Annotated in this window: 25 protein-coding genes and 3 tRNA genes; 17 read left to right on the top strand and 11 right to left on the bottom strand. The window is 71.3% G+C overall.

Going from position 1 to position 21,942, the window contains the following annotated elements; all coding sequences use genetic code 11:
- The first annotated feature begins 4 nt into the window (after positions 1-4).
- Positions 5-955, top strand: a complete 951-nt coding sequence (locus IEQ44_RS03675; RefSeq protein ID WP_193637090.1) for a PLP-dependent cysteine synthase family protein — start codon at positions 5-7, stop codon at positions 953-955.
- 7 nt (positions 956-962) lie between these two features.
- Here the strand turns inward: IEQ44_RS03675 and IEQ44_RS03670 are convergent, their stop codons facing one another.
- A complete protein-coding gene (locus IEQ44_RS03670) occupies positions 963-2,003 on the bottom strand; it encodes an alkaline phosphatase family protein (RefSeq protein WP_193637089.1) in 1,041 nt (346 codons plus the stop codon).
- 138 nt (positions 2,004-2,141) lie between these two features.
- Between IEQ44_RS03670 and IEQ44_RS03665 the strand changes: the two genes are divergently transcribed.
- The 3 genes from IEQ44_RS03665 to IEQ44_RS03655 all read left to right on the top strand — a co-directional run bounded on the left by IEQ44_RS03665 (position 2,142) and on the right by IEQ44_RS03655 (position 4,726).
- Positions 2,142-2,906: an MBL fold metallo-hydrolase gene (locus IEQ44_RS03665; protein ID WP_193637088.1), complete on the top strand. Its 765-nt coding sequence runs from the start codon at positions 2,142-2,144 to the stop codon at positions 2,904-2,906.
- Between the two features lie 75 nt (positions 2,907-2,981).
- The gene (locus IEQ44_RS03660; protein WP_193637087.1) at positions 2,982-3,920 is read left to right on the top strand and encodes an ABC transporter ATP-binding protein; all 939 of its coding nucleotides are present in this window, start codon (positions 2,982-2,984) and stop codon (positions 3,918-3,920) included.
- Entirely contained in the window at positions 3,917-4,726 is an 810-nt protein-coding gene (locus IEQ44_RS03655; protein ID WP_193637086.1) for an ABC transporter permease subunit, read from the top strand. Before IEQ44_RS03660 ends, IEQ44_RS03655 begins: the two co-directional genes overlap by 4 nt.
- A 138-nt stretch (positions 4,727-4,864) precedes the next feature.
- Here the strand turns inward: IEQ44_RS03655 and IEQ44_RS03650 are convergent, their stop codons facing one another.
- The gene (locus IEQ44_RS03650; RefSeq protein ID WP_193637085.1) at positions 4,865-6,613 is read right to left on the bottom strand and encodes a hypothetical protein; all 1,749 of its coding nucleotides are present in this window, start codon (positions 6,611-6,613) and stop codon (positions 4,865-4,867) included.
- Between the two features lie 124 nt (positions 6,614-6,737).
- On the opposite strand from IEQ44_RS03650, the gene rph reads away from it, so the two are divergent.
- Both rph and rdgB read left to right on the top strand, forming a co-directional pair.
- Positions 6,738-7,514 carry a ribonuclease PH gene (rph, locus tag IEQ44_RS03645; RefSeq protein ID WP_193637084.1) on the top strand — a complete coding sequence of 259 codons (777 nt, stop codon included), beginning with the start codon at positions 6,738-6,740 and terminating at the stop codon, positions 7,512-7,514.
- Position 7,515: 1 nt separating this feature from the next.
- Positions 7,516-8,157 (top strand): RdgB/HAM1 family non-canonical purine NTP pyrophosphatase, encoded by a 642-nt coding sequence (gene rdgB / locus IEQ44_RS03640; protein WP_193637083.1) that lies wholly within the window; start codon positions 7,516-7,518, stop codon positions 8,155-8,157.
- Positions 8,158-8,179: 22 nt separating this feature from the next.
- Here the strand turns inward: rdgB and IEQ44_RS03635 are convergent, their stop codons facing one another.
- Both IEQ44_RS03635 and IEQ44_RS03630 read right to left on the bottom strand, forming a co-directional pair.
- A complete protein-coding gene (locus tag IEQ44_RS03635) occupies positions 8,180-9,064 on the bottom strand; it encodes a bile acid:sodium symporter family protein (protein WP_193637082.1) in 885 nt (294 codons plus the stop codon).
- Between the two features lie 115 nt (positions 9,065-9,179).
- Positions 9,180-9,262: transfer RNA gene (locus tag IEQ44_RS03630), tRNA-Leu, on the bottom strand.
- Between the two features lie 18 nt (positions 9,263-9,280).
- Here IEQ44_RS03630 and IEQ44_RS03625 point away from each other — a divergent pair.
- Together IEQ44_RS03625 and IEQ44_RS03620 are read left to right on the top strand one after the other, a co-directional pair.
- Positions 9,281-10,243: an ATP-binding cassette domain-containing protein gene (locus IEQ44_RS03625; RefSeq protein ID WP_193637081.1), complete on the top strand. Its 963-nt coding sequence runs from the start codon at positions 9,281-9,283 to the stop codon at positions 10,241-10,243.
- A complete protein-coding gene (locus tag IEQ44_RS03620) occupies positions 10,240-11,055 on the top strand; it encodes an ABC transporter permease (RefSeq protein WP_227486881.1) in 816 nt (271 codons plus the stop codon). The genes IEQ44_RS03625 and IEQ44_RS03620 overlap by 4 nt, the downstream gene beginning before the upstream one ends.
- Before the next feature lie 16 nt (positions 11,056-11,071).
- Here IEQ44_RS03620 and bcp read toward each other — a convergent pair whose 3' ends face one another.
- Positions 11,072-11,542 (bottom strand): thioredoxin-dependent thiol peroxidase, encoded by a 471-nt coding sequence (gene bcp / locus IEQ44_RS03615; RefSeq protein WP_193637080.1) that lies wholly within the window; start codon positions 11,540-11,542, stop codon positions 11,072-11,074.
- Positions 11,543-11,704: 162 nt separating this feature from the next.
- Here bcp and IEQ44_RS03610 point away from each other — a divergent pair, with 162 nt between their 5' ends.
- A complete protein-coding gene (locus IEQ44_RS03610) occupies positions 11,705-11,956 on the top strand; it encodes a DUF3618 domain-containing protein (protein ID WP_193637079.1) in 252 nt (83 codons plus the stop codon).
- A 55-nt stretch (positions 11,957-12,011) separates the two neighbouring features.
- Positions 12,012-12,311 (top strand): GroES family chaperonin, encoded by a 300-nt coding sequence (locus tag IEQ44_RS03605; RefSeq protein ID WP_193637305.1) that lies wholly within the window; start codon positions 12,012-12,014, stop codon positions 12,309-12,311.
- A 31-nt stretch (positions 12,312-12,342) separates the two neighbouring features.
- Here IEQ44_RS03605 and IEQ44_RS03600 read toward each other — a convergent pair whose 3' ends face one another.
- The 3 genes from IEQ44_RS03600 to IEQ44_RS03590 form a co-directional block, all read right to left on the bottom strand.
- The gene (locus IEQ44_RS03600) at positions 12,343-13,989 is read right to left on the bottom strand and encodes a sensor histidine kinase (protein WP_193637078.1); all 1,647 of its coding nucleotides are present in this window, start codon (positions 13,987-13,989) and stop codon (positions 12,343-12,345) included.
- Positions 13,990-14,207: 218 nt separating this feature from the next.
- Positions 14,208-14,280, bottom strand: a tRNA-Lys gene (locus IEQ44_RS03595).
- Positions 14,281-14,416: 136 nt separating this feature from the next.
- Positions 14,417-14,563, bottom strand: a complete 147-nt coding sequence (locus IEQ44_RS03590; RefSeq protein WP_193637077.1) for a hypothetical protein — start codon at positions 14,561-14,563, stop codon at positions 14,417-14,419.
- On the opposite strand from IEQ44_RS03590, the gene IEQ44_RS03585 reads away from it, so the two are divergent.
- Positions 14,554-16,653, top strand: a complete 2,100-nt coding sequence (locus IEQ44_RS03585; protein ID WP_193637076.1) for an ATP-binding protein — start codon at positions 14,554-14,556, stop codon at positions 16,651-16,653. The genes IEQ44_RS03590 and IEQ44_RS03585 overlap by 10 nt on opposite strands.
- Positions 16,654-16,707: 54 nt before the next feature.
- On the opposite strand, the gene IEQ44_RS03580 is transcribed toward IEQ44_RS03585, so the two are convergent.
- Together IEQ44_RS03580 and orn are read right to left on the bottom strand one after the other, a co-directional pair.
- Positions 16,708-16,783, bottom strand: a tRNA-His gene (locus IEQ44_RS03580).
- Between the two features lie 42 nt (positions 16,784-16,825).
- Positions 16,826-17,464, bottom strand: a complete 639-nt coding sequence (gene orn / locus IEQ44_RS03575) for an oligoribonuclease (protein ID WP_193637075.1) — start codon at positions 17,462-17,464, stop codon at positions 16,826-16,828.
- A gap of 112 nt (positions 17,465-17,576) precedes the next feature.
- Between orn and IEQ44_RS03570 the strand changes: the two genes are divergently transcribed.
- From IEQ44_RS03570 to IEQ44_RS03545, 6 genes are all read left to right on the top strand, one after another.
- Entirely contained in the window at positions 17,577-18,128 is a 552-nt protein-coding gene (locus IEQ44_RS03570) for a MauE/DoxX family redox-associated membrane protein (protein WP_193637074.1), read from the top strand.
- Entirely contained in the window at positions 18,082-18,891 is an 810-nt protein-coding gene (locus tag IEQ44_RS03565; RefSeq protein ID WP_193637073.1) for a DsbA family protein, read from the top strand. Before IEQ44_RS03570 ends, IEQ44_RS03565 begins: the two co-directional genes overlap by 47 nt.
- The gene (locus IEQ44_RS03560; protein WP_193637072.1) at positions 18,891-19,145 is read left to right on the top strand and encodes a hypothetical protein; all 255 of its coding nucleotides are present in this window, start codon (positions 18,891-18,893) and stop codon (positions 19,143-19,145) included. Before IEQ44_RS03565 ends, IEQ44_RS03560 begins: the two co-directional genes overlap by 1 nt.
- Positions 19,146-19,184: 39 nt before the next feature.
- Entirely contained in the window at positions 19,185-20,246 is a 1,062-nt protein-coding gene (locus IEQ44_RS03555) for an adenosine deaminase (protein ID WP_193637071.1), read from the top strand.
- A gap of 5 nt (positions 20,247-20,251) precedes the next feature.
- Entirely contained in the window at positions 20,252-20,830 is a 579-nt protein-coding gene (locus IEQ44_RS03550) for a sugar O-acetyltransferase (protein ID WP_319804468.1), read from the top strand.
- 90 nt (positions 20,831-20,920) lie between these two features.
- Positions 20,921-21,487 (top strand): sugar O-acetyltransferase, encoded by a 567-nt coding sequence (locus IEQ44_RS03545; RefSeq protein WP_193637070.1) that lies wholly within the window; start codon positions 20,921-20,923, stop codon positions 21,485-21,487.
- 44 nt (positions 21,488-21,531) lie between these two features.
- Here IEQ44_RS03545 and IEQ44_RS03540 read toward each other — a convergent pair.
- Positions 21,532-21,942 (bottom strand): HNH endonuclease signature motif containing protein (locus IEQ44_RS03540; protein ID WP_193637069.1); only part of this gene is annotated, 411 nt, incomplete at its 5' end.

Below are 21,942 nucleotides of genomic sequence, written 5' to 3'. Positions count from 1 at the left end.
CGCGATGGCCCGCTTCGACGACCTGCTCTCCTCGGTCGGCGGTACGCCCTTGGTCGGGCTCCCGCGCCTCTCGCCGTCGCCGGAGGTGAGGCTCTGGGCCAAGCTGGAGGACCGCAACCCCACTGGATCGATCAAGGACCGTCCGGCCCTGAAGATGGTCGAGATGGCGGAGGCCGACGGCACGTTGCGGCCCGGGTGCACCATCCTCGAGCCGACCAGCGGCAACACCGGGATCTCCCTGGCGATGGCGGCCAGGCTCAAGGGCTACCGGATCGTCTGCGTGATGCCGGAGAACACCTCCCAGGAGCGTCGTCAGCTGTTGAGCATGTGGGGCGCGGAGATCATCTCCTCGCCCGCCGCCGGTGGCTCCAACGAGGCGGTGCGGGTGGCCAAGGAACTCGCCGCGCAGCACCCCGAGTGGGTGATGCTCTACCAGTACGGCAACCCCGCCAACGCGCTCGCGCACGAGGAGGGCACCGCTCCCGAGCTGCTCGCGGACCTGCCCGAGATCACCCACTTCGTCGCCGGTCTCGGCACGACAGGCACGCTGATGGGGGTCTCCCGTTTCTTCCGGCGGGCCAAGCCGGACGTACGCATCGTGGCCGCGGAGCCGCGCTACGGCGAGCTGGTCTACGGGTTGCGCAACCTCGACGAGGGCTTCGTGCCCGAGCTCTACGACGCCGACCTGATCGACACCCGGTTCTCCGTCGGTCCGCGTGACGCGGTCAAGCGCGTGCGTGAGCTGCTGGAGCTCGAGGGCATCTTCGCCGGCATCTCCACCGGGGCGATCCTGCACGCGGCGATCCGCCAGGCCCAGGCCGCGGTCAGGGCGGGGGAGCGGGCCGACATCGCGTTCGTGGTCTGCGACGGCGGCTGGAAGTACCTCTCGACGGGCGCCTACGAGGGCACGCTCGACGAGGCCGAGGACCGCCTCGACGGTCAGCTCTGGGCGTGAGCGGGGTTCACGGCGACGTCAGCACCAGGTCCTGCGCGGCGTTGATCTCGCTGTCGGCGACGGCCGGCAGGCCGAGCAGGTCGAGGGCCAGGTTGGCGACCTCGGCGTTGCGCACCGGAGGCACCTCGGCGTCGTAGCCCGGCTGGCTTCGCCCGGGCGCCCGGCGGTGGTCGGAGTTGAGGGCGTACAGGTCGGCGCCCCGGGAGACGCCCGGGCCCAGCGCTGCAAAGATGACCCGCTGGTTGCCCCTGGTCGCCTCGTCGTCGTGGCTGCGCCCGGCGTGGGCCCCGTGGTCGGAGGTCAGCAGCACGGTGACCGTGCCGCGCAACCCGGGGCGGCGCAGCGTACGCAGGAGGCGGCCGAGCATCGCGTCGACCTGCTCGACGGCCGCGAGGTAACGACGGGAGCGGAAGCCGGCCCGGTGGCCCGCCCGGTCGGGGGTGGCCACGTGCCAGAACCGCAGCTCGCGGCGGTGGCGGCGCAGGTCACGACGCACGGCGCGGGCCAGCCGCGCGTCGTCGCGCCGGACCGTCATCCGGTCGATGGTGCGGCCCCATGAGCGTTGCCACAGCCGGAACTTCGGCTTGCCGACGAAGACCGCGCTCTCGGCGCCGGCAGCGTCCAGGGTGGTGAAGAGGGAGTCGACGTGCTCGCCCGCGGCCCGGTGGACCGTCTCGGCCTCCGCCTGCGCGGTGTGGTTCCACGTCACCCCGTGCCCGCCCGTGGACGCGTCGACGCGCCGGCCCGTCACCATGCTGGTGTGGTTGGGCAGGGTGCTGGTCGACTCCACCACCGTGCGGGCGTTGCGCGTCGAGGCACCCTGCCGCAGGAAACGGTGCAGGTGCGGTGCTCCGGCACGGCCCAGCTGCGTCAGCGCGCGGGGTGAGAGCCCGTCGACGGAGATCACCAGGACGCTTCCCGTGGCCGGGTCTGCGGTCCGGGTGACGGGCTGCGGAGCGCCGGGGGAGGGCACCGCCGAGGCCGGCGCCGGCGTCGTCGGGAGAGCCAGCACCGAGGCCAGCAGGAGGACGGTGGCTCGGGTCCGCACCTCTCCACCGTACGTCGGTGCTGTCCGTCGAGCGGACGTGAGATCAGTCGCGCCGGCCCCCGCTGCACGCTTCGAGCACATAACCTGTCCACGGACGCGACCTCTCGGCGCGGACCGCGGCGCGAAGGGAAGGCACCCATGAGGCTCACTGTCGTCGGCTGCTCGGGGTCCTACCCCGGGCCCGACTCGCCGGCCAGCTGCTACCTGCTGGAGGCCGAGCACGACGGTCGCACCTGGCGCGTCCTCATGGACCTCGGCAGCGGCGCGCTCGGAGCGTTGCACCGCTACGCCGACCCGCTCAAGATCGACGCGGTGCTGCTCTCGCACCTGCACGCCGACCACTGCCTGGACCTGTGCGGCTACCACGTGCTGCGTCGCTACCACCCGACCGGTCCGCAGCCCCGCATCCCGGTCTGGGGTCCCGAGGACACCGCCGACCGCATGGCGCGGGCGTACGACCTGCCCACTGACCCGGGCATGCGGGAGGAGTTCGACTTCCGCACGTGGCAGGGCCCGGTCGAGATCGGTCCGTTCACCGTCGAGCCGTTTCCCGTCGTGCACCCGGTGCCGGCCTTCTCGCTGCGCGTCACCTGGCAGGACAAGGTCTTGGCCTACACCGGAGACTGTGGCCCCTGCGAGGGAGTCGTACGGGCCGCGACCGGCGCCGACCTGCTGCTCGCCGAGGCGTCCTTCGAGGAGGGTGCCGACAACCCTGCGGACCTCCACCTCACGGGCAAGGAGTGCGCCCAGCTGGCGAACGCCGCAGGTGTCCCGAGGCTGGTGCTGACCCACGTCCCGCCCTGGCACGACCCCCAGGTGGTGCACGACGAGGCGAAGGCCGACTACGACGGTGACCTGGGGCTGGCCCGGGCCGGGGCGGTCTACGACTTCACGACCTTCTGAGCAGGCACACGAGGCAGGGGCTCGCCTCCGCACCCCCTCCGTGACGTGGGCCACCTCGTTTGACAGGGTGGGGTCATGATCTCTGTCCAAGGACTCAGCAAGAGCTACGGCGGGTTCCGTGCGGTCGACGACGTCTCGTTCGTCGCGGAGCCCGGCCGGGTCACCGGCTTCCTCGGCCCCAACGGTGCGGGCAAGACCACCACCATGCGGATGATCACCGGGCTGACCACGATCACTTCCGGCACCGCGACCATCGGCGGGATGCGTTACCCCGACATCCCCAACCCGGGCCGCCACGTGGGGGTGCTGCTCGACGCCTCGGCGCAGCACGCGGGACGCACGGGCCGGGAGGTGCTCGCACTCTCCGCGGCGACGATGGGGTTGCCGTCGCGCCGCGTCGACGAGATGCTCGAGCTGGTGAGCCTCACCGGCACCGAGTCGAAGCGCCGGGTGCGCAACTACTCCCTGGGCATGCGTCAGCGGCTCGGCATCGCGAACGCGCTGCTCGGTGACCCGTCGGTGCTGATCCTCGACGAGCCGGCCAACGGTCTCGACCCCGCCGGCATCCACTGGATGCGTGGCCTGCTCAAGACGTTCGCCGACCAGGGCGGCACCGTGCTGCTCTCCTCCCACCTGCTCAACGAGGTGGAGCTGGTCGCCGACGAGATGGTGATGATCGGCAACGGCCGGATCGTCGCCCAGGGCGACAAGAGGGCACTGCTCGAGCAGGCCGGCGGGTCCGGGTGCTTCGTCACCGGTGAGGACCGCGACGCGCTCGCCACGGCGCTGCGCAGCGCCGGACTGACGCATGAGGTCGCGGGCGAGGGCTTCCGGGTCGACGCCGAACCCCGTGCGGTCGGTCGCGCCGCCGCCCAGCACGGGGTGGTGCTGGTCGACCTGCGTCCCTCGGAGGGTGGGCTCGAACGTCTCTTCCTCACCTTGACCGCCCCCACCCAGCGCGACCACCAGGCAGCTCCGGCACCAGCAGGTTCGGCAGAAGGAGTCTCGGCATGAGCACCACCGCACCCACCCGCACCTTCGACGTCTCCGGCACCTCGCCGGTGCCCTTCGGGAGGCTGGTGAAGGTCGAGCTGCGCAAGATGACCGACACCCGCGCCGGGCGCTGGCTGATCGGGATCATCGCCGTGGCCACCGCGGGCGTGGTCCTCATGGGCTTCCTGCTGACCCGGGACTCGATCGACGACCGCACCTTCCTGAGCTTCTTCGAGAACACCAACACCCCGCAGATGCTGCTCCTGCCGGTGCTCGGCATCCTGCTGGTCACCCAGGAGTGGGGCCAGCGGACTACGCTGACGACCTTCGCCCTGGAGCCGTCGCGCGGCAAGGTGATCGCGGCGAAGACGGTGGCGGCGCTGCTGTTCGGGCTGGCGGCCGTGGTGCTGGCCGGTCTGGTCAGCGCCCTGGCTGCCGTGGTCGGCGGGGCCGCGGACCCGTGGGCCGACACCGAGGTGCTGAGGATCGTCAACCTGACGCTGCTGCAGGTGATGGCAGTGCTGCAGGGCGTCGGGTTCGGCCTCCTGCTGCTCAACTCGGCGGGCGCCATCGTGCTCTTCTTCGCGCTGCCCGTGGTGGTCAACCTTGTGGCGTCGTTCTGGAGCTGGCTCGCCGAGCACGGCGCCTGGATCGACATCGCCATGGCCCAGGGGCCGCTGTACGGCTACGACTCGCTCACCGGCGAGCGCCTCTCGCCGTCGCTGTCGGGCGAGCAGTGGGCCCAGCTCGGGGTCGTCAGCCTGCTGTGGATTGTGCTGCCCTTCGCGATCGGCATGGTGCGCGTGTGGCGCACCGAGATGAAGTGACCCGAGATGAAGTGAGCCGAGACGGAGTGACCCGAGACGGAGTGACCCGAGACGGAGTGAACCGAGACGGAGTGAACCCGGGCCGAGTGACCCGGGACGGGGCGAGCTGACCCGCAGCTCCGTCAGCGGCGCAGTTCGTCAGCGGCGCACCCGCGCGGACTGTCGGGTCACTCGCACGGGCGCGTGTCCGGCGCGGGTGAGGGTCATCGTCACGCGGATCCGCGTCCCCGCCACCGCGGGGGTGAGGGTCAGCGTGGCCCCCTTCGCGCCGGCGATGCGCCGCTTGCCCACGAACCATCGGAAGGTGACCCGGGCGGGCGCCGCCCGCCACGTGCCGGGGCGGGCGCGCAGCGTCGCGCCGACCCGGGCCTTGCCGGTGAGCTTCGGCCTGCGTACCTGCTTCATCCGCAGCCGCGCTGGCCGCGGCTCGGTGCCCCCGGCGGTGTGGTCGAGCAGCCACACCGCGTCGGCCGTCGTGCGCGGCAGGTCCTCGGTGAGCACGATGATCGGCACCAGCGGGTCGGGTACGGCACCCTCGACCGTCGAGCCCGGGAGGGCGGGGTCGGGGTCGACCCGTGAGACCGGACGCGTCGGGTCGAACGCGTCGTTGAGCAGGGCGACGTGGTCGCCGGCCTCGTTGTCGAGGCAGTGCATCTCGGCCCAGTCGCCCGACCAGACGAAGAACCAGTGACGCGCAGGGGTGCACGCGGAGTAGGTGGGCCAGTCGCGCGGGTCGAAGTCGCCGGGCACCTCGGGGGAGGTGACCTGCTTGAGCAGCGGGGCCAGGCCCGTGCTGGTGTCGAAGGCGGCCAGCACGTGGCCCTCGCGGTGGCGCACGCCGGCCAGCACCCGGGGCCGGCCGTCGTCGCCGGTCACCTCGAGCGACCTCAGGTCGTCGAGCCGGGAGGTGAGGGTGCCGGACCGACGCGGGTCGAAGAGCCGCACCACCGGGTAGGGGCGGGCGCCCGAGGCCAGGGGGCCGGCGTTGTCGTGGAACACGAGGGTCGCGACGTCGGACCGGTCCACCGCCACCATCGGCGCGCGGGGACGCTCCAGCCGCTGGAGCGGACCCAGGTGGTGGCGGGTGGCCCACCGGTCGCTGGTGGGGGACAGGACGGACCAGGAGGCGGTGGCGGCCAGCACCTTCTGGTCGGGACGGTCCGGGTCCTCCGCGCCGCGGTCGCGGGTGAGGTAGGTCAGGTGCATGTAGCGGGAGTCGGCGTCCAGCGCCAGGGAGTCGGCCACGACGGGCGTCCGCAGCCGGGGTCCCAATACCTCGGGACCGGACCAACCGGCGCCCACGTCGGCGGAGGTCACCGGGCGCAGGGTGCGGCGGTGCCGGGTCACCCACGCCACCGCGTCACGCCACGGACCCGCAGCGACCTGCGGTCCGCCGCGGGCCCGAGCACGGAACGAGACCGGGCGGGCTGCCTTGTTGCCCGCGACGCGGCGCACGACGACGGAGTGGACCTTGCCGCGCCGTTCGGCCCAGGCCGCGAGCAGGGAGCCGTCGGAGTCGAGGTCGACGTCGTGGCGCACGACGTCCGCCTTGCGTGGACTGAGCCGGACCTTCCGCCCCCAGGTGGAGCCGCGCTTGACCCGGGCCCAGAGCACGCTGCGCCCGCCGGCGCGCACCGTCCAGGACACGGCGACGTGGGCGCCGTGCGGCGACTCCTCGACCCGGACGTCGCGGGCGCCCTTCGCCAGCTCGACCAGCTGACCGGCGCCGAGCACGGGATCCTCTCCGGGAGCCGGGGAGGCCGGGGGCGTCACCCGCGGCTTCGCCTGGGCGGGGAGTGGGCTGCCCAACGTGAGGACGACGGCCAGCGTCATCAGCACCGCCGCGACGATCGCGGCCGATCGCGAGCGTCCAGTCGTCCCTGCCATCTCGTCCCCCCCCGTACGTGCTGTGCCTGCCTGGCCTTCAGCACTCTAGGACGCCCCACCGACACTGGCACCTCGATCTGCTGGATGCGACCAACCCGTGGTGGCTCGCCTAGGCTGCTCTGCCATGGACGACACCTCGAGCGCCGCCCCCGCCCCCGCCCACGCAGGCGGGGCAGCCACCCGGGCCGACGGACGCGCGGACGACCAGCTGCGCGAGATCCGCTTCACCCGCGGGTGGCAGGACCACCCGGCCGGTTCGGTGCTGGTGGAGTTCGGCCGCACCCGCGTGCTTTGCGCCGCCTCGGTCACCGAGGGCGTGCCGCGCTGGCGCAAGGGCTCGGGCCTGGGGTGGGTCACCGCCGAGTACGCGATGCTGCCCTCGGCCACCAACACCCGCTCGGACCGTGAGTCGGTCAAGGGCCGCATCGGCGGGCGCACGCACGAGATCTCGCGCCTCATCGGCCGCTCCCTGCGGGCGGTCATCGACGACAAGGCGCTCGGCGAGAACACCATCCAGCTCGACTGCGACGTGCTCCAGGCCGACGGCGGCACCCGCACCGCGGCGATCACCGGCGCGTACGTCGCCCTCCACGACGCGGTGGAGCACCTGCGTACGCGCGGGGCGTTGCGCGGCGAGGCGCTGACCGGGTCGGTGGCGGCCGTCAGCGTCGGCATCATCGACGGTCGTCCCCGTCTCGACCTGCCCTACGAGGAGGACGTGCGGGCCGAGACCGACATGAACATCGTGATGACCGGCGACGGCCGCTTCATCGAGGTGCAGGGCACCGCCGAGGGAGTGCCCTTCGACCGCGCAGAGCTCGACGCCCTCCTGGCGCTCGGCGCGAAGGGCTGCGCCGACCTCACCGGCCTGCAGCGCCACGCCCTCGGTCTGGGGGAGTGACATGGGGGCCGCCGGCGTGAGCCACGAGCTCTTCCTGGCCTCGCGGAACCCGAAGAAGATCGCTGAGATGCAGCGGATCCTCGCCGAGCACGTGCCGGGAGTGCGGGTGCTGGGCCTCGACGACGTCGACGACTACGACGAGCCCGCCGAGGACGAGCCGACCTTCGCGGGCAACGCCCTCCTGAAGGCGCGCGCCGGCACCGCAGCCACCGGGCTGCCCTCCCTGGCGGATGACTCCGGCCTCTGCGTCGACGCCCTCAACGGGATGCCGGGGGTGCTGTCGGCCCGGTGGGCGGGCCGGATGAAGAGCGACGCCGCCAACAACCAGCTCCTGCTCGACCAGCTGCACGACGTGCCCGACGGACGACGCGGGGCCCACTTCCGTTGCGCCGTCGCCTGGGTGACGCCCGGCGGCGTCGAGCGGGTCGTGGAGGGACGGATGCCCGGACGGGTGATCCGCGAGACCCGTGGTCACGGCGGCTTCGGCTACGACGTGCTCTTCGTGCCGGAGGAGTATGCGACCTCCGGCCTGACCTCGGCGGAGATCCTTCCCCAGGAGAAGGACCGCATCTCGCACCGAGGTCGGGCCCTGCGCGAGATCGCCCCGCTCGTCGCGGCCGACCTGCGCGACGCGGCCAGCTGACCGGGTCCGGACGCCACGCCCCTCAGACGTTGGCGGGGGCGGGCCGCTCGGCCGGGGTCGACTCGCGACGGGAGACGAAGCTGCCCCACAGGGCGGCGAAGACGAACATGATGATCGCGTAGACCGCGGCCGGGACCGAGGCCTTGGTCTCGCCCAGCACCTCCACCGCGATGTAGATCGCCAGGGTCGCGTTGTGCACGCCGATCTCCATCGACGACGCGATCGCCTGGGGGCCCGGCACCCCGAAGACCTTCGGCACGAGGTAGCCCACGACCAGGCTGGTGGCGCAGAAGAGGGCGGCGACCGCACCGATCTGGGCGAGGTAGTCGGTGATGTTGGCGCGCTCGGCCAGCATCACGCCCAGCACCATGACCGCCAGGATGACGGCGGAGGCGATGCGGACCGGCTTGTCCATCCGCTGGGCGAACGCGGTGCGGCGTGCGCGCACGAGCATGCCGATCCCCACCGGCACCAGGATGATCGCGAAGACCTGGATGACCTCCACCAGCGGCATCGCGAGCTCGTCGTTGCGGCCGTAGTAGCTGATCGCCAGGCCCGTGATCAGCGGCAGGGTGATGATGGCGACGAGGGAGTTGATCGCCGTCAGCGAGATGTTGAGTGCGACGTCGCCCCGGAAGAGGTGGCTGAAGAGCGCGGCCGTCGTGCCGCCGGGAGAGGCCGCCAGCAGCATCATGCCGATGCCCAGCAGCGGCTCCAGGTCGAGGGCCACGACGAGTCCGAAGCAGATCAGGGGCAGCAGCGCCAGCTGGCAGACCAGGGCGATGACCGCCGCCTTCGGTTGCCGGCCGACCCGCTTGAAGTCCTCCGGGGTGAGGTCGAGCCCGAGGCCGAACATGATGATGCCGAGGGCGACGGGCAGGCCGATCGCAGTCAACGCAGAGTCCATGTCGCCGCACACTAGAGTGATCCACGTCACGGTGGGCGGACTTGGTCATTCTCTGGACGAATCGATCTGGCATCGTGACGTGACGGTGTCGCCACGTCGCCACGTCGTCGTGGGGTGCCGAAGGGGGGACTCGAACCCCCACGCCCTGCGGGCACAGGAACCTAAATCCTGCGTGTCTGCCAGTTCCACCACTCCGGCCCGAACGAAAGTGTAGGTATGCGAGACCCACACCCCGCCAACGGGACCTCGATCGAGATCCGCGGCCTGACCAAGACCTTCGGTGCGGTGAGGGCGGTGGACGACCTCACGTTCGACGTGGCGCCCGGCCGCGTCACCGGCTTCCTCGGTCCCAACGGGTCCGGCAAGACGACCACGCTGCGGATGCTGCTGGGCCTGGTGCGGCCCGACTCCGGCGTGGCGCTGGTGGGCGGACGCCCCTACGTCGAGCACCCGAACCCGGGCCGGGTGGTCGGAGCGTCGCTGGAGGCGAACTTCCACCCCGGCCGCACGGCGCGCGCCCACCTGCGTACGCTCGCGCCGCACCTCGGGGTGGGTGACGCCCGGATCGACGAGGTGATCGGTCAGGTCGGTCTCGCGGACGCGGCCGAGCGCAAGGTCGGTGGCTTCTCCCTCGGCATGAGGCAGCGCCTCGCGCTGGCCGGCACCCTGCTGGCCGACCCCGGTGTGCTGGTGCTCGACGAGCCCGCCAACGGCCTCGACCCCGCGGGCATCATCTGGCTGCGCGACCTGCTGCGCTTCCTCGCCGGCCAGGGGCGCACGGTCCTGGTCTCGAGCCACGTGCTGGCCGAGGTGCAGGCGAGCGTCGACGACGTCGTGGTGATCGCCAACGGGCGCCTCGTGCACGCCTCCAGCCTCACCGAGATGGTGCACCTCTCCGACTCCCACGTGCGGGTCAGCGGACCCGACCCGGCGGCGCTGGGTGCGGCGGCCGAACGCCTGGGCTGGAGGGTCGAACGCGCCAACGACGTCCTGCGGGTGCGGGGGGCGAGCGCGGCCGAGGTCGGCGCCGCCGCCTTCGCCGCAGGCCTCGAGCTGCACGAGCTCACCGCGGTCGAGGCCAACCTGGAGCAGACCTTCTTCGAGTTCGTCGCCCGCGGTGAGCAGGACGCGGGCCAACCGGGCGACAAGGGCAACAACAACGGGGAGGCTGCGGCATGAGCGGGCACATCCGGGCGGCGCTCCGCGTCGAGCTGCGCAAGGTCACCTCCACCCCGTTGTGGTGGATCTTGGCGGGCGGCGCCTTCCTCTACCTGGCGTTCATGGGGGCCGTGATGGCCTTCGGCGTCTCGGTGCCGGTCGAGGAGGGCGGCCTGGCCGCCGAGGGACTGTCGTCCGAGGCGATGACGATGTCGATCTACGGCCTGCCCGCGTCGATGGGCTACGTCTTCCCGCTGGTGCTGGGTGCGCTCGCCATCACCGGCGAGTACCGGCACGGCACCTTGACCCAGAGCCTGCTGGTCGACCCCAGCCGCAGCCGGCTGCTGCTGGCGAAGATCGCGGTCCAGGCGGGCTTCGGGGCGGTGCTGGGGCTCTGCAGCGTGGCGGGGGTGACGCTGGCCGGCGCCGGCGTCTCCCTCCTCACCGACACCCCGACCTACCTCGACACCCTGAAGGCGTGGGAGACGCTCGGCCTGACGGTGCTGGCGCTCGCCCTGTGGGGCATGGTCGGGGTCGGGTTCGGTGCGCTGGTGCCCAACCAGGTTGCCTCGATCGTGATCATCCTGGCCTTCACCCAGCTGCTCGAGCCGCTCCTGCGCCTGGGCCTCGCCGCGCTCGGCGACGTGGCCTCACAGGTCTCGCTCTACCTGCCGGGGGCGGCCGCGGAGGCGCTCGTCGGGGCGAGCATCTACACGGCCATCGGTGGCGCGGACCTGCTCTCGCGGTGGGCCGGTGGCCTCGTGCTCCTCGCGTACGCCGTGGCCTTCGCGCTGCTGGGTCGCGTCACGACGCTGCGCCGCGACGTCGCCTGAGGCGACCGGGGGCGGGTCAGTCGAGCGCGAGGTCGCGGCGCAGCTTGGCGACGTGGCCGGTCGCCTTCACGTTGTACTGCGCGACCTCGACGGTGCCGTCGGGCCCGACCACCACGGTCGAGCGGATGACGCCCTGGACGACCTTGCCGTAGAGCTTCTTCTCGCCGAAGGCGCCGTAGGCGGTGAGGGTCTCCTTCTCCGGGTCGGAGAGCAGGGTGATCGTCAACTGGTCGCGCTCGCGGAACTTCGCCAGCTTCTCCGGCTTGTCGGGCGAGATCCCGATGACCTCGTAGCCGGCCGCCTGCAGCGCGTCGAGGGAGTCGGTGAAGTCGCACGCCTGCTTGGTGCAACCGGGCGTCATCGCCGCGGGGTAGAAGTAGACGATCACGCGACGGCCGGAGAAGTCGGCCAACGAGACCTGCTCGCCGGTGTCGGAGGTCAACGTGAAGGCGGGGGCGGTGTCGCCGGGGGAGAGGCGGTGGCTCACGGGAGTTCCTCCGGGGTGGATCGAGCGTGGCTCGAGGGTGGTCGGCTCGAGAAGTGGTCGGCTCGGGTCGGGTGGTCGACGCCGACGTTACCCAAGCAGCACCCGGCGTCTCGGCATCCGCCTGCCCCGCCCCGGGCTCGCGCGGGTTGGTAACCTGCCGGAGTGACCAATGACGTTGCCGCCCTGGAGCGGGAGATCGAGCAGGCTCGGGACCGACTGACCGACACGTTGGACCAGTTGCTCTACCGCGTGCACCCGAAGACCATCGTCAGCCGTGAGGTCACCACGCTCAAGTCGCACTTCGTCGACCTCGACACCGGTGCGCCGCGCACCGACAACATCCTGAAGGTCGCCGCGGGCGTGGCCGGCTTCGTGGTGCTCTTCGCGGTGGTGCGCAAGATCGCCCGTGACTGAGCCCGCCTCGCAGGGAGCCGCCGACCACGGGTCGGGGTTCAAGGCCCCGGTCAAGATGCTCCATGACCGGGTGCTGGTGCAGCTCGACGAGCAGGCGGGTGAACGTCGTTCGTCGGGTGGGATCGTGATCCCCGCAACGGCGGCGATGGGCGCGCGCCGGCTGGCCTGGTCGCGCGTGGTGGCGGTGGGTCCTCAGGCGAGGGCTGTGCAGGCGGGCGACCGGGTGCTCTTCGACCCCGAGGACAAGGCCGAGGTCGAGGTGCACGGCGAGACCTACGTCGTCATGCGCGAGCGCGACGTGCACGCCGTGGCCTCCGAGCGCCTCGAGGGTGGCTCGACTGGTCTCTACCTCTGAGTCAGCCCCCGGTGGTGTCTGGCCCTGCAGCTCAGACCGGCAGGTAGACCCAGAACGTCGTGCCGACGTTGACCGTCGAGGTGACCTCGATCTGTCCGCCGTGGCCCTCGACGATGGAGCGCACGATGGAGAGCCCCAGGCCGGTGCCCTGGATGTGCTTCTCCTGCGAGACCGAGGAACGGAAGAACTGGGAGAAGAGCCGGTTGAGGTCCTTCTCCGGGATGCCGTAGCCGGTGTCGGCGACCTCGATGATCGCCCAGCGGGCCTCCTGCCACAGCCGCACCGTCACCCGGCCGAGCGGAGGGGTGAACTTCACGGCGTTGGACATCAGGTTGACCACGACGCGCTCGAGCTTCTCGGCCTCGCCGCTGATGACCACCGGCACCGACGGCACGTCCATCTCCAGGCTGACCTCGGCGGTCCGCAACCGGGGGAGGATGGCCTGCTCGCCGGCCCGCACCACCTTCACAAGGTCGACCGGCGCCCGGGAGATCTCCATCTTCGCCGAGCGCAGCGCCGAGAGGTCGAGCAGGTCGTTGATCAGGGCGAGCAGTCGGCGGCCGTTGTCGCCGATGCGGATGGTGGCCTCGCTCTGGTCGGGGCTCAGGCGTCCGAAGTCGCCGTCCTCGAGCATCTCGGTGTAGCCGATGATGTTGGTGATCGGGGTCCGCAGCTCGTGGCTCACCGTGGAGACGAACGCGTCCTTGACCCGGTCGACCTCGCGCATCTCCTCCAGGGCCGAGCGCTCCGCCTCCAACGCCTCGAAGACCGTGTTGAGCTTGGTCTCCGCGACGGCGTCAGCCTCCGCGACGGCCTCTCGCTGGCTTTCCGCTCGCGCGCGGGCGCTGCTGATGTTGAGCGCCACCACTGCCACCGAGGAGGTGATCAGGAAGATCTGGACGTAGACCATCTCCAGGTCGGGCGGAAGCGTGCGGTTGTGCGTGGCGCCGACGTAGGGCCCGATGTTCTGCGCGGTGAAGAAGGTGACGATCACGCGCACGACGACCAGCTGGATGAGGGTCTCGAGGAGGGAGAGGCGCAGGCCGGCCCACATGAGGAGGACCAGCACCACGTAGGGGAACTCCGTCGTCCAGGGTGTCGAGAAGACGGCGACGGTGGCGAGGACCAGGCAGACCCACTGCGTGACCCGCTCGGACCACTGCGCCAGGGAGGGGGCCTCCAGGCCGTGGGTCGCGAGGGGGAGGAAGAGGACCAGCGAGGCCGTCATGTTGACGAATGCGCCGAGCGTCAGGGCAGCCACCTCGTCGATCCCCACGACGGCTGCTGCGAGACCCGCGGTGACACCGACGAGGAGTCCGCCCAGGTTGGCGGCCAGGATCACGCGCAGCAGGTCGCGCTCGGTCCGCATCTGGAGCGGCCCGTCAGAGGCTCGGACCACGCGCAACGCCAGCACGGCGGCGGCGACTCCCGAGCCCGCGAAGGCCACGGAGAGGACGGGGGAGGTGCCCAGCTGCCAGAGGAGGGAGGCCGTGGCGACGCCCGAGAGGGCGCCCACGGCCGGCCGCAGCGGTTCGGGGCAGTGCAGCAGCACCAGGGCCAGACCGCCCAGCGGGAAGAGGCCCAGACCTGAGGCCCCCGGCGCGTTGGCCCCGTCGGCCAGGACGCCCAGCAGGAGGAGCCCGACGAGCAGCAGCAGGGGCCGTCCTGCTCCCGACATCCGACTTCCTCCCTGACTGGTCGGCGTCCGAGACCCGGACGCGACGGCCATTGTGGCCCGAAACGGCGACGTCATGTGGGCGAACGGGGCGACTGTCACTGGCGACGTGGCGTGGAACACGCACGGCCGCGGGGCGTGAGACAGGGCATGGGACAGCGAGCCTTCCTGCGTGGAACAAAGCAGAAGGCCCGACCGGTGAGGTCGGGCCTTCTGTGCTGTACGCCATCAGGGACTCGAACCCCGAACCCGCTGATTAAGAGTCAGCTGCTCTGCCAATTGAGCTAATGGCGCCCGTCGCCCGGCCTGCCGGGCAACGAGAAGAAAGATTAGCACCGGGGGATCTGGCCACCAAAATCGGGCCCGCCCGGTCGGTCAGTCGGCCGGCCGGCCGGTCGCGGGAGTCAACCCATCGTCGATCCGGGGCTAGTCACTTCGGGTCATCTGCTCCGTCGGTCGGCCGCGCCTGGGTCAGTTGACCCCGGAGCGCCCCGGCGCCGACGCACAATGACCGAGGTGGCAGGTCGGAGGGGCTCACCACCGGGAGACCCAGGGAGGGGTGGCGCGATGACGGCACGGCCGCGTCTTGCCTTCGCCCTGCTGGTGCTGTGCACCGTGGTCATCTCCGTCTACCTGGTGCACGTGCAGCCCACGCCGCTGCTGGTGACCGAGGCGTTTCCGGTGGGTCTGCTCGCCGGTGCCTGGCTCTTCGTGCCGCGGTGGGCCCGCGGCTACTTCTTCGTGGGCACCGTCGCAGTGACCACGGCGCAGTACCTCGTGCACGACCGTCCCTTCGTGGTCGCCCTCGGATGGGCTCTCGCGGCTGCCGTCGGATCGGCGTACGTCGCCCACGGCGTGGGGCAGGGGGCTCGCCGTCGCGCTGTGCTGCTGACCGAGGACGACCTGCGCCGCTTCGTCTCCCACTCCTTCGTGGGTGCCGCCCTGGCCGCGGGAATGACCGGCGTGGTGGCCGTGCTCACCGACCACGTGCAGTGGTGGATCGCGGTGGGCGGCGTGGGCCTGGCCCACTTCGCCACCTACATGGTGCTGCTGCCGCACTTCATGGGGCGGCCCCGTTTCCCCGGCGTCGCGCCGCTCACCGAGCGGGTGATCCAGTGGTGGTGCACCGTGACCTTCACGGTCTTCGCCTTCCTGCCGCTGGACCTGGGGCCCGGCATCCTCTTCTGCGTCATCCCCTTCCTGGGGTGGTCGGCGCTGCGCGCACCGATGCGCGAGACGTTGGTGCAGCTGCTCGTCGTGGCCACCATCGCCCACACGATGACGGTGCGCGGCCTGGGGCCCTTCGCCGTCGACGCCTCCATGTCGTTGGCCCGGGCGGAGCTGACCACGATGGCGTTGGCGCTCTTCGTCGCCGCATGTGCCCTGACCACGATCCCCTTCTCCCTGGCAGTGGGCGTCCAGCGGCGCCAGTCCTGGTTGGCGCGCCAGGAGCAGGCCCGGGTGCGCCAGCTGGTCTCCAGTGCAGCGGTGGCGATCATCGGCACCGACGCCCGGGGACACATCGACCTCTTCAACCCGGGAGCCGAGGAGCTCTTCGGCTACTCGGCCGCCGAGCTGCACGGACGCTCGCCCAGCCAGCTCATCAGCGTCGCCGAGATCGTCCGTCTGGCCGACATGCTGGGCACGAGAGCTGCCTTCGCGGCGGTCGCCCACGAGCTGGCCACGGGTCATGCCGAGAGTGTCGACGTGGAGTTCCTGCACAAGGACGGTTCACCGCTCACGCTGCAGTTCTCCATCACCGCCATCCGCCGGGCCGACGGCAAGCTGGTGGGCTACGTCAGCACGGCCGAGGACGTCACCGACCGGGTGAAGCGTGAGCTCGCCCTCGAGGAGGCGTTGGCCGCCGAACGGGTCGCGGTCGAGAACCTCAAGGAGATCGACCACGTCAAGGACGCCCTGGTCTCCGGGGTGAGCCACGAGCTCAGGACCCCGATCACCGCGATCCTCGGCTACCTGGAGGTGCTCGAGGAGGGCGGGTTCGGTCCTCTCGAGAGTGACCAGCTCCGGGCGTTGGCGCGGGTGCGGGGCAACTCCCGTCGCCTGCTCGCCCTGATCGACGACCTCCTGGTGCTCTCCCAGATCCAGGGCGATGCGCTGGCCGTGGACGCCGGCCGCCTCGACCTGCGTGACGTCGTCGGGGATGCCTTGGCGCGGGTCACGCCTCCGCTGGCCGACAGTGGCCTCGAGGTGCGCACTGCCCTCCCGGAGCAACCTGTGCGGATCATCGGTGACGCCGACCGGTTGACCCGGGTCGTGCTCAACCTGCTGGACAACGCGGTCAAGTTCACCGACGTGCCCGGACGCATCACGGTCGACCTCGTCGTCGACGACCGTGACGCGGTGCTGACGGTCGCCGACACCGGGATCGGCATCCCGCCCGAGGAGGTCGGCGGTCTCTTCGAGCGCTTCTTCCGGGCCAACGCGGCCCGCGAACGCGCCACCCAGGGAAGCGGGCTCGGGCTCTCCATCGCGAGCGCCGTAGTTCACTCCCACGGCGGCAGCATCGGGGTCGACTCGACGGTCGACGCCGGCACCACCTTCGAGATCAGGCTCCCGCTGGAGAGCTCTCTGGCGGTGGTGGAGCAGGCCGGCGTCCCCCTGGTCGAGCTCGCCGCCCCGCAGGAGGCGCCGCGCCCCACGGGGTGAGCACCCCCGACGCCAGCAGGAGCCCCCGGTCATCGACCGGGGGCTCCTGCTGACTGGGGTGAGTGACGGGGCTCGAACCCGCGACATCCGCGACCACAACGCGACGCTCTACCAGCTGAGCTACACCCACCATGGCGACCTGTTGGACAAGTCGCTGAGAAGCATAGAGGACTCAGGCGCGCGACGCGGAATCGGGGGGTGACGCGAGCCCGGTCAGCGCGCCGGCGTGCCGGTGCGCGATCTCCTTCGCGGTCGCGGAGTCCGGACCGGGGGGAGCGACGAAGACCGCTTCCCGGTAGTAGCGCAGCTCCTCGATGCTCTCCTGGATGTCGGCGAGCGCCCGGTGGTTGCCGCGCTTCTCCGGCGCCTGGAAGTAGGCGCGGGGGAACCAGCGCTTCGACAGCTCCTTGATCGAGGAGACGTCGATGTTGCGGTAGTGCAGGTGGCCTTCGAGAGCGGGCATGTCACGCGCGAGGAAGGCGCGGTCGGTGCCGATCGTGTTGCCGGCGAGCGGCGGTCGGCTGCCGTCGGGGCAGTGCTCACGGACGTACGCCAGCACCTGCGCCTCGGCGTCGGCCATCGTGGTGCCGGACTCGAGCTGCTCGAGGAGCCCCGAGGTCTCGTGCATGGTCCGCACGAAGTCGATCATCTGGTCGAGAGCCTCCGCAGGGGGCTTGATGATGACGTCGACCCCCTCGCCGAGCACGTTGAGCTCGAAGTCCGTCACGAGGGCCGCCACCTCGATCAGGGCGTCGTTCTCGAGGTCGAGGCCGGTCATCTCGCAGTCGATCCACACCAGTCGGTCGTTCACGGGCAATCACACTACTCGCCGCCGCCGACGTCACCGGCCGCCGGTGTGAGGTGCGTGACGTACGTGGGCAGACCCCGGTGGTGCCGACCCTTGCTGCCCTAGGGTGGGGAACGTGCAACCGTCCCGCGCGCCGCAGGGGGCACTCCCCTGGATCGGAACCCTCGCCCGTCTGGTGACGGGCGGTGTGTGGGTGGTCGCCGGCGCCATCAAGCTGCCCGATCCCTACGAGAGCATCAGCGCCGTCCGCGCCTACCAGGCCCTGCCTGAGGCGGTCGTCCCGCTGGTCGGCCACCTGCTGCCGATCGTCGAGGTCGTCGTCGGCGTGATGCTCATCCTCGGCGTGCTCACGCGATGGGCCGGCCTGGCCTCCGCGGTGCTCTTCGCGGTCTTCATCGTCGGCATCGCCTCGGTCTGGATGCGCGGCATCGAGATCGACTGCGGCTGCTTCGGCGGGGGAGGCGCCAAGGAGGGCGCCATGGAGGACTACCCCAAGGAGATCGCGCGCGACGTGGGGCTCCTGCTGGCGTCGGCCTGGCTGGTCTGGCGACCGCGGACCCGGCTGGCCGTGGACAACCTGCTCTTCCGCTCGTCCGAGCGGGCACCGGAAAGGAACGAGGATGGCGAAGAACGCCCCCAAGAAGAACATGCCGGGCAGCCGGGCTGAGCAGAAGGCGAGCACGGAGGCCAAGCGCGAGGCCCGACGGGAGAAGGCGGCCCGTCAGGCCGCGGCCGCGAAGGCAGAGGCCGCCCGTCGCAAGCGCCGGGAACGCCTGATCGTCGGAGGCGTCGTCGCCGCCGTGCTCGCGCTGATCGTGGGTGGCGTCCTCTTCCAGGTCAACCGCACCTCCGCGCCGGCGCTCGAGCCCGCCAACGCCACGGACACCTACGGCTTCTCCATCGGGGAGGACGACGCCGAGACCCAGATCGACATCTACGCCGACTACCTCTGCCCGGCCTGCGCGAGCTTCGAGGCAGCCGTCGACCCGTCGCTGGTCGCCCTGGCCGAGGCCGGTGCGGCGCGTGTCACGTACTACCCGGTGGTCATCCTGGACCGTTACGGCGACTACTCCGAGCGGGCCGGCAACGCCGTCGCCGCGGTGCTCGACACGGCCGGGCCGGAGGTCGCCGCCGAGTACAACCGCAACCTCTTCGCCCAGCAGCCCAGCGAGGGTCAGGGCGGCTACCCCGACAACGACTGGCTGATCGACCTGGCCGTCGAGTCCGGGGCGGAGGAGTCGGAGATCCGCGAGGCGGTCGAGGATGGCTCCTACGTGGAGTGGCTCAAGCGAGCGACCCAGGAGTCGGAGAAGCGGGGCCTGAGGGGCACGCCGACGATCTTCATCGACGACGAGCAGCTCGAGCCGGACGCCGCCGCGGCCCGCATCGCCGAGCTGAGCCAGGCGCTGCCCGAGGAGAGTGACGACTGATGCACGTCGTGCGGGTGCAGCGGTGGATCGTCTCCGCGCTGGTGCTCACCACGGCGTTGCACTTCGTGGGCGGGCTGCTGATCCTGGCCGTCACCCTGGGGCGTCCCGACGCCTTCTGGGTCCTGACGACGATCTCCACCATCGTCTCCCTGCTCTCGATCATCGGGGTGCGGGTGCTCAACGAGTTGCGTGTGCTGACACCGTGGCTGCTGGTCGCGGCGATCCCGTTCGCCGTGGCGCTGTACTTCAGATGACAGCCTTCAGGTGACAGCCTTCAGGTGAGGAGCACACGGATGGACCACCCCGACCGCCGGCTGGGCGACTTCATCGCCGGGCTGCCCAAGGCCGAGCTGCACGTGCACCACGTCGGCTCGGCCTCGGAGCGGATCGTTGCCGAGCTCGCGGCTCGGCACCCGGGCAACGTGCCGAGCGATCCGGAGGAGTTGCGGCGCTTCTACGAGTTCCGCGACTTCGCGCACTTCATCGAGGTCTACCTGGCGGTGGTCGACCTGCTGAAGGAGCCGGAGGACATCCGTCTGCTCACCTACGAGGTCGCGCGCGAGCTCGCCGTGGGGCAGCAGGTGCGCTACGCCGAGCTGACCTGCACGCCCTACACCTCGGTGCTGCCGCACGACCCCGGGCGGGGGATGGCGATCGAGGCCTACACCGAGGCCATCGAGGACGCCCGCGTCGCCGCGCAGAGGGACTTCGGCATCACCCTGCAGTGGATCTACGACATCCCGGGGGAGTCCGGCCTGCCCGCTGCGGAGGAGACTCTGCGCTTCGCCCTCGACCACGCCCCCGAGGGACTGGTCGGCTTCGGGTTGGGCGGTCCTGAGGTAGGGGTGCCCCGCCCGCAGTTCCAGCCCCACTTCGACGCCGCGCGCGCAGCCGGCCTGCGTTCGGTGCCCCACGCCGGGGAGACGACGGGGCCGCAGACCGTGTGGGACGCCCTGGACCTCCTGGGCGCCGAACGGATCGGCCACGGCACCACCGCGGCGCAGGACCCGGAGCTGCTGACCCACCTGGCGGAGCGAGGCATCCCGCTGGAGGTCTGTCCGTCGTCGAACGTCGCGACCCGTGCGGTGGGGTCCCTGGCCGAGCACCCTCTCGCGACCTTCCGTGACGCGGCGGTGGTGGTCACGATCAACTCCGACGACCCGCCCATGTTCGGCACCACGCTCAACGCCGAGTACGAGATCGCCGCGGACCTGCTCGGGCTGGACGAGCGGGGTGTGGCCGACCTGGCCCTGGCCGCGGTCGACGCCTCCTTCGCGCCCGACGCGCTGAAGCGTGACTTGCGCGCCGAGGTGGAGGCCTGGACGGCGACCGCCGCGACCGACCGGGCAGAGTGAGGCTCGTGCCTGACTCCCGGACCCGTCCCCTGATCCCCACGATGCGTGACCGGATGGTCGCCGGTCAGCCCTACGTCGTCGACGGCACCGTGCGTGCCGCCCTCGCGCGGGGGCAGCAACGCGCCGCGCGCTTCAACGCGAGCCCCGTGGAGGACGAGGAGGCGCGCCGTGCGCTCCTGGCCGACCTCGTCGGCACCCTGGGTGAGGGCGTGGAGGTGCGTGCGCCCCTCCACGTCGACCTGGGCAGCAACCTGCACCTGGGCGCAGGCACCGTGGTGCACGCCAACCTCGTGGCAGCGGACCGGGCACCGATCCGGATCGGTGCCCGGGTCCAGGTCGGTCCCAACGTCCAGCTCGTCACGGCCGTGCACCCCCTCGACGTGGAGAAGCGCCGGGAGCGGTGGGAGGGCGCGGCCCCGATCACAATCGGCGACGACGTGGTGCTGGGCCCCGGCGTGATCATCTGCCCGGGCGTCACCGTCGGCTCCGGATCGGTGGTCGGCGCCGGCTCCGTGGTCGCTACCGACGTGCCGGAGGGCGTGCTCACCGTGGGCAACCCGGCCAAGGTGATCCGCCAGCTCTGAGTCGTCCGCCCGCTCTGACTGATCCGCCCGCACTGAGTGATCCGTCAGCGCCCAGGACTCCGGGTGGGTCGCGGCCGTTAGCGTGGCGACATGGACTCCACCGCGACGTCGCCCATGCTCGACCGCCTTCTCGCCGGTGAGGAGTACGTCGCGGACGAACTCGTCGACCAGCTGACCGACACCGCCGCCGCCAAGGCCTCCGGCTACAACTCCTCGCCCTCCGGTGATCCGGCGGCCCGGCACGCGTTGCTGGTCAGCATGCTGGGATCGGTGGGGGAGGGCGTCGTGATCCGTCCGCCGATGCGGGTCGACCTGGGCACCCACATCTCGATCGGTGACCGCACCTTCGTGAACTTCGGCCTCGTCGCGTTGGACATCGCGCCCATCACGATTGGTTCCGACGTGCAGATCGGCCCCAACGTCCAACTTCTCACCCCGACCCATCCGTTGGACGCCGAACGACGGCGCGCGAAGTGGGAAGGCGGCGCACCCATCACGATCGGCGACAACGTCTGGCTCGGGGGAGGCGTGATCGTGTGTCCCGGCGTCACCATCGGGGAGAACACCGTCGTCGGCGCAGGTGCAGTGGTCGCCAGTGACCTGCCCGCGAACGTGCTGGCCGTGGGCAACCCGGCGAGGGTGATCCGCCAGCTCTGAACGAACCGCCAGCCCTGTGTAACGGTGTCTCGGCGTCGGCATGCCTACCTCCGTCGGTGGAAGCGGTAGTCGCCGGAGGCGAGTCGGGTCATGTCGTAGGTGTCGTCGTGGGCTCGGTGGTGGTGCCGTGAGCAGAGCAACAGTGCGTTGTCGAGATCGGTCGCGCCGCCGTGTGACCACGGGATGAGGTGGTGGGCTTCGGTCCAGGTGCCGGGGATCGTGCATCCTTCGGCGCGGCATGTCTTGTCCCGTAGCAACAGGGCCCGACGTTGGGCTTTGGTGAACAGCCGGGCGCCGCGGCCGAGGTCGAGGATCTCGGAGTGGGTGCCGAGCACGGCGGGGATGATCCGGGCGTTGCACGCCAGGCGCCGGGCCTGGGCGGCGGTGAGGGTGTCGAACCCGTCACCGGGGGTGCCGTTGTCCAGCGACGCGACCCCGAGACCGGTCTTCAGTGC

Origin of the sequence: Nocardioides malaquae, from assembly GCF_015070385.1 — a bacterium.
GTDB classification, from domain to species: domain Bacteria; phylum Actinomycetota; class Actinomycetes; order Propionibacteriales; family Nocardioidaceae; genus Nocardioides; species Nocardioides malaquae.
Note: the sequence above shows the minus strand (reverse complement) of the source record. Positions and strands in the feature narration are given on the sequence as shown.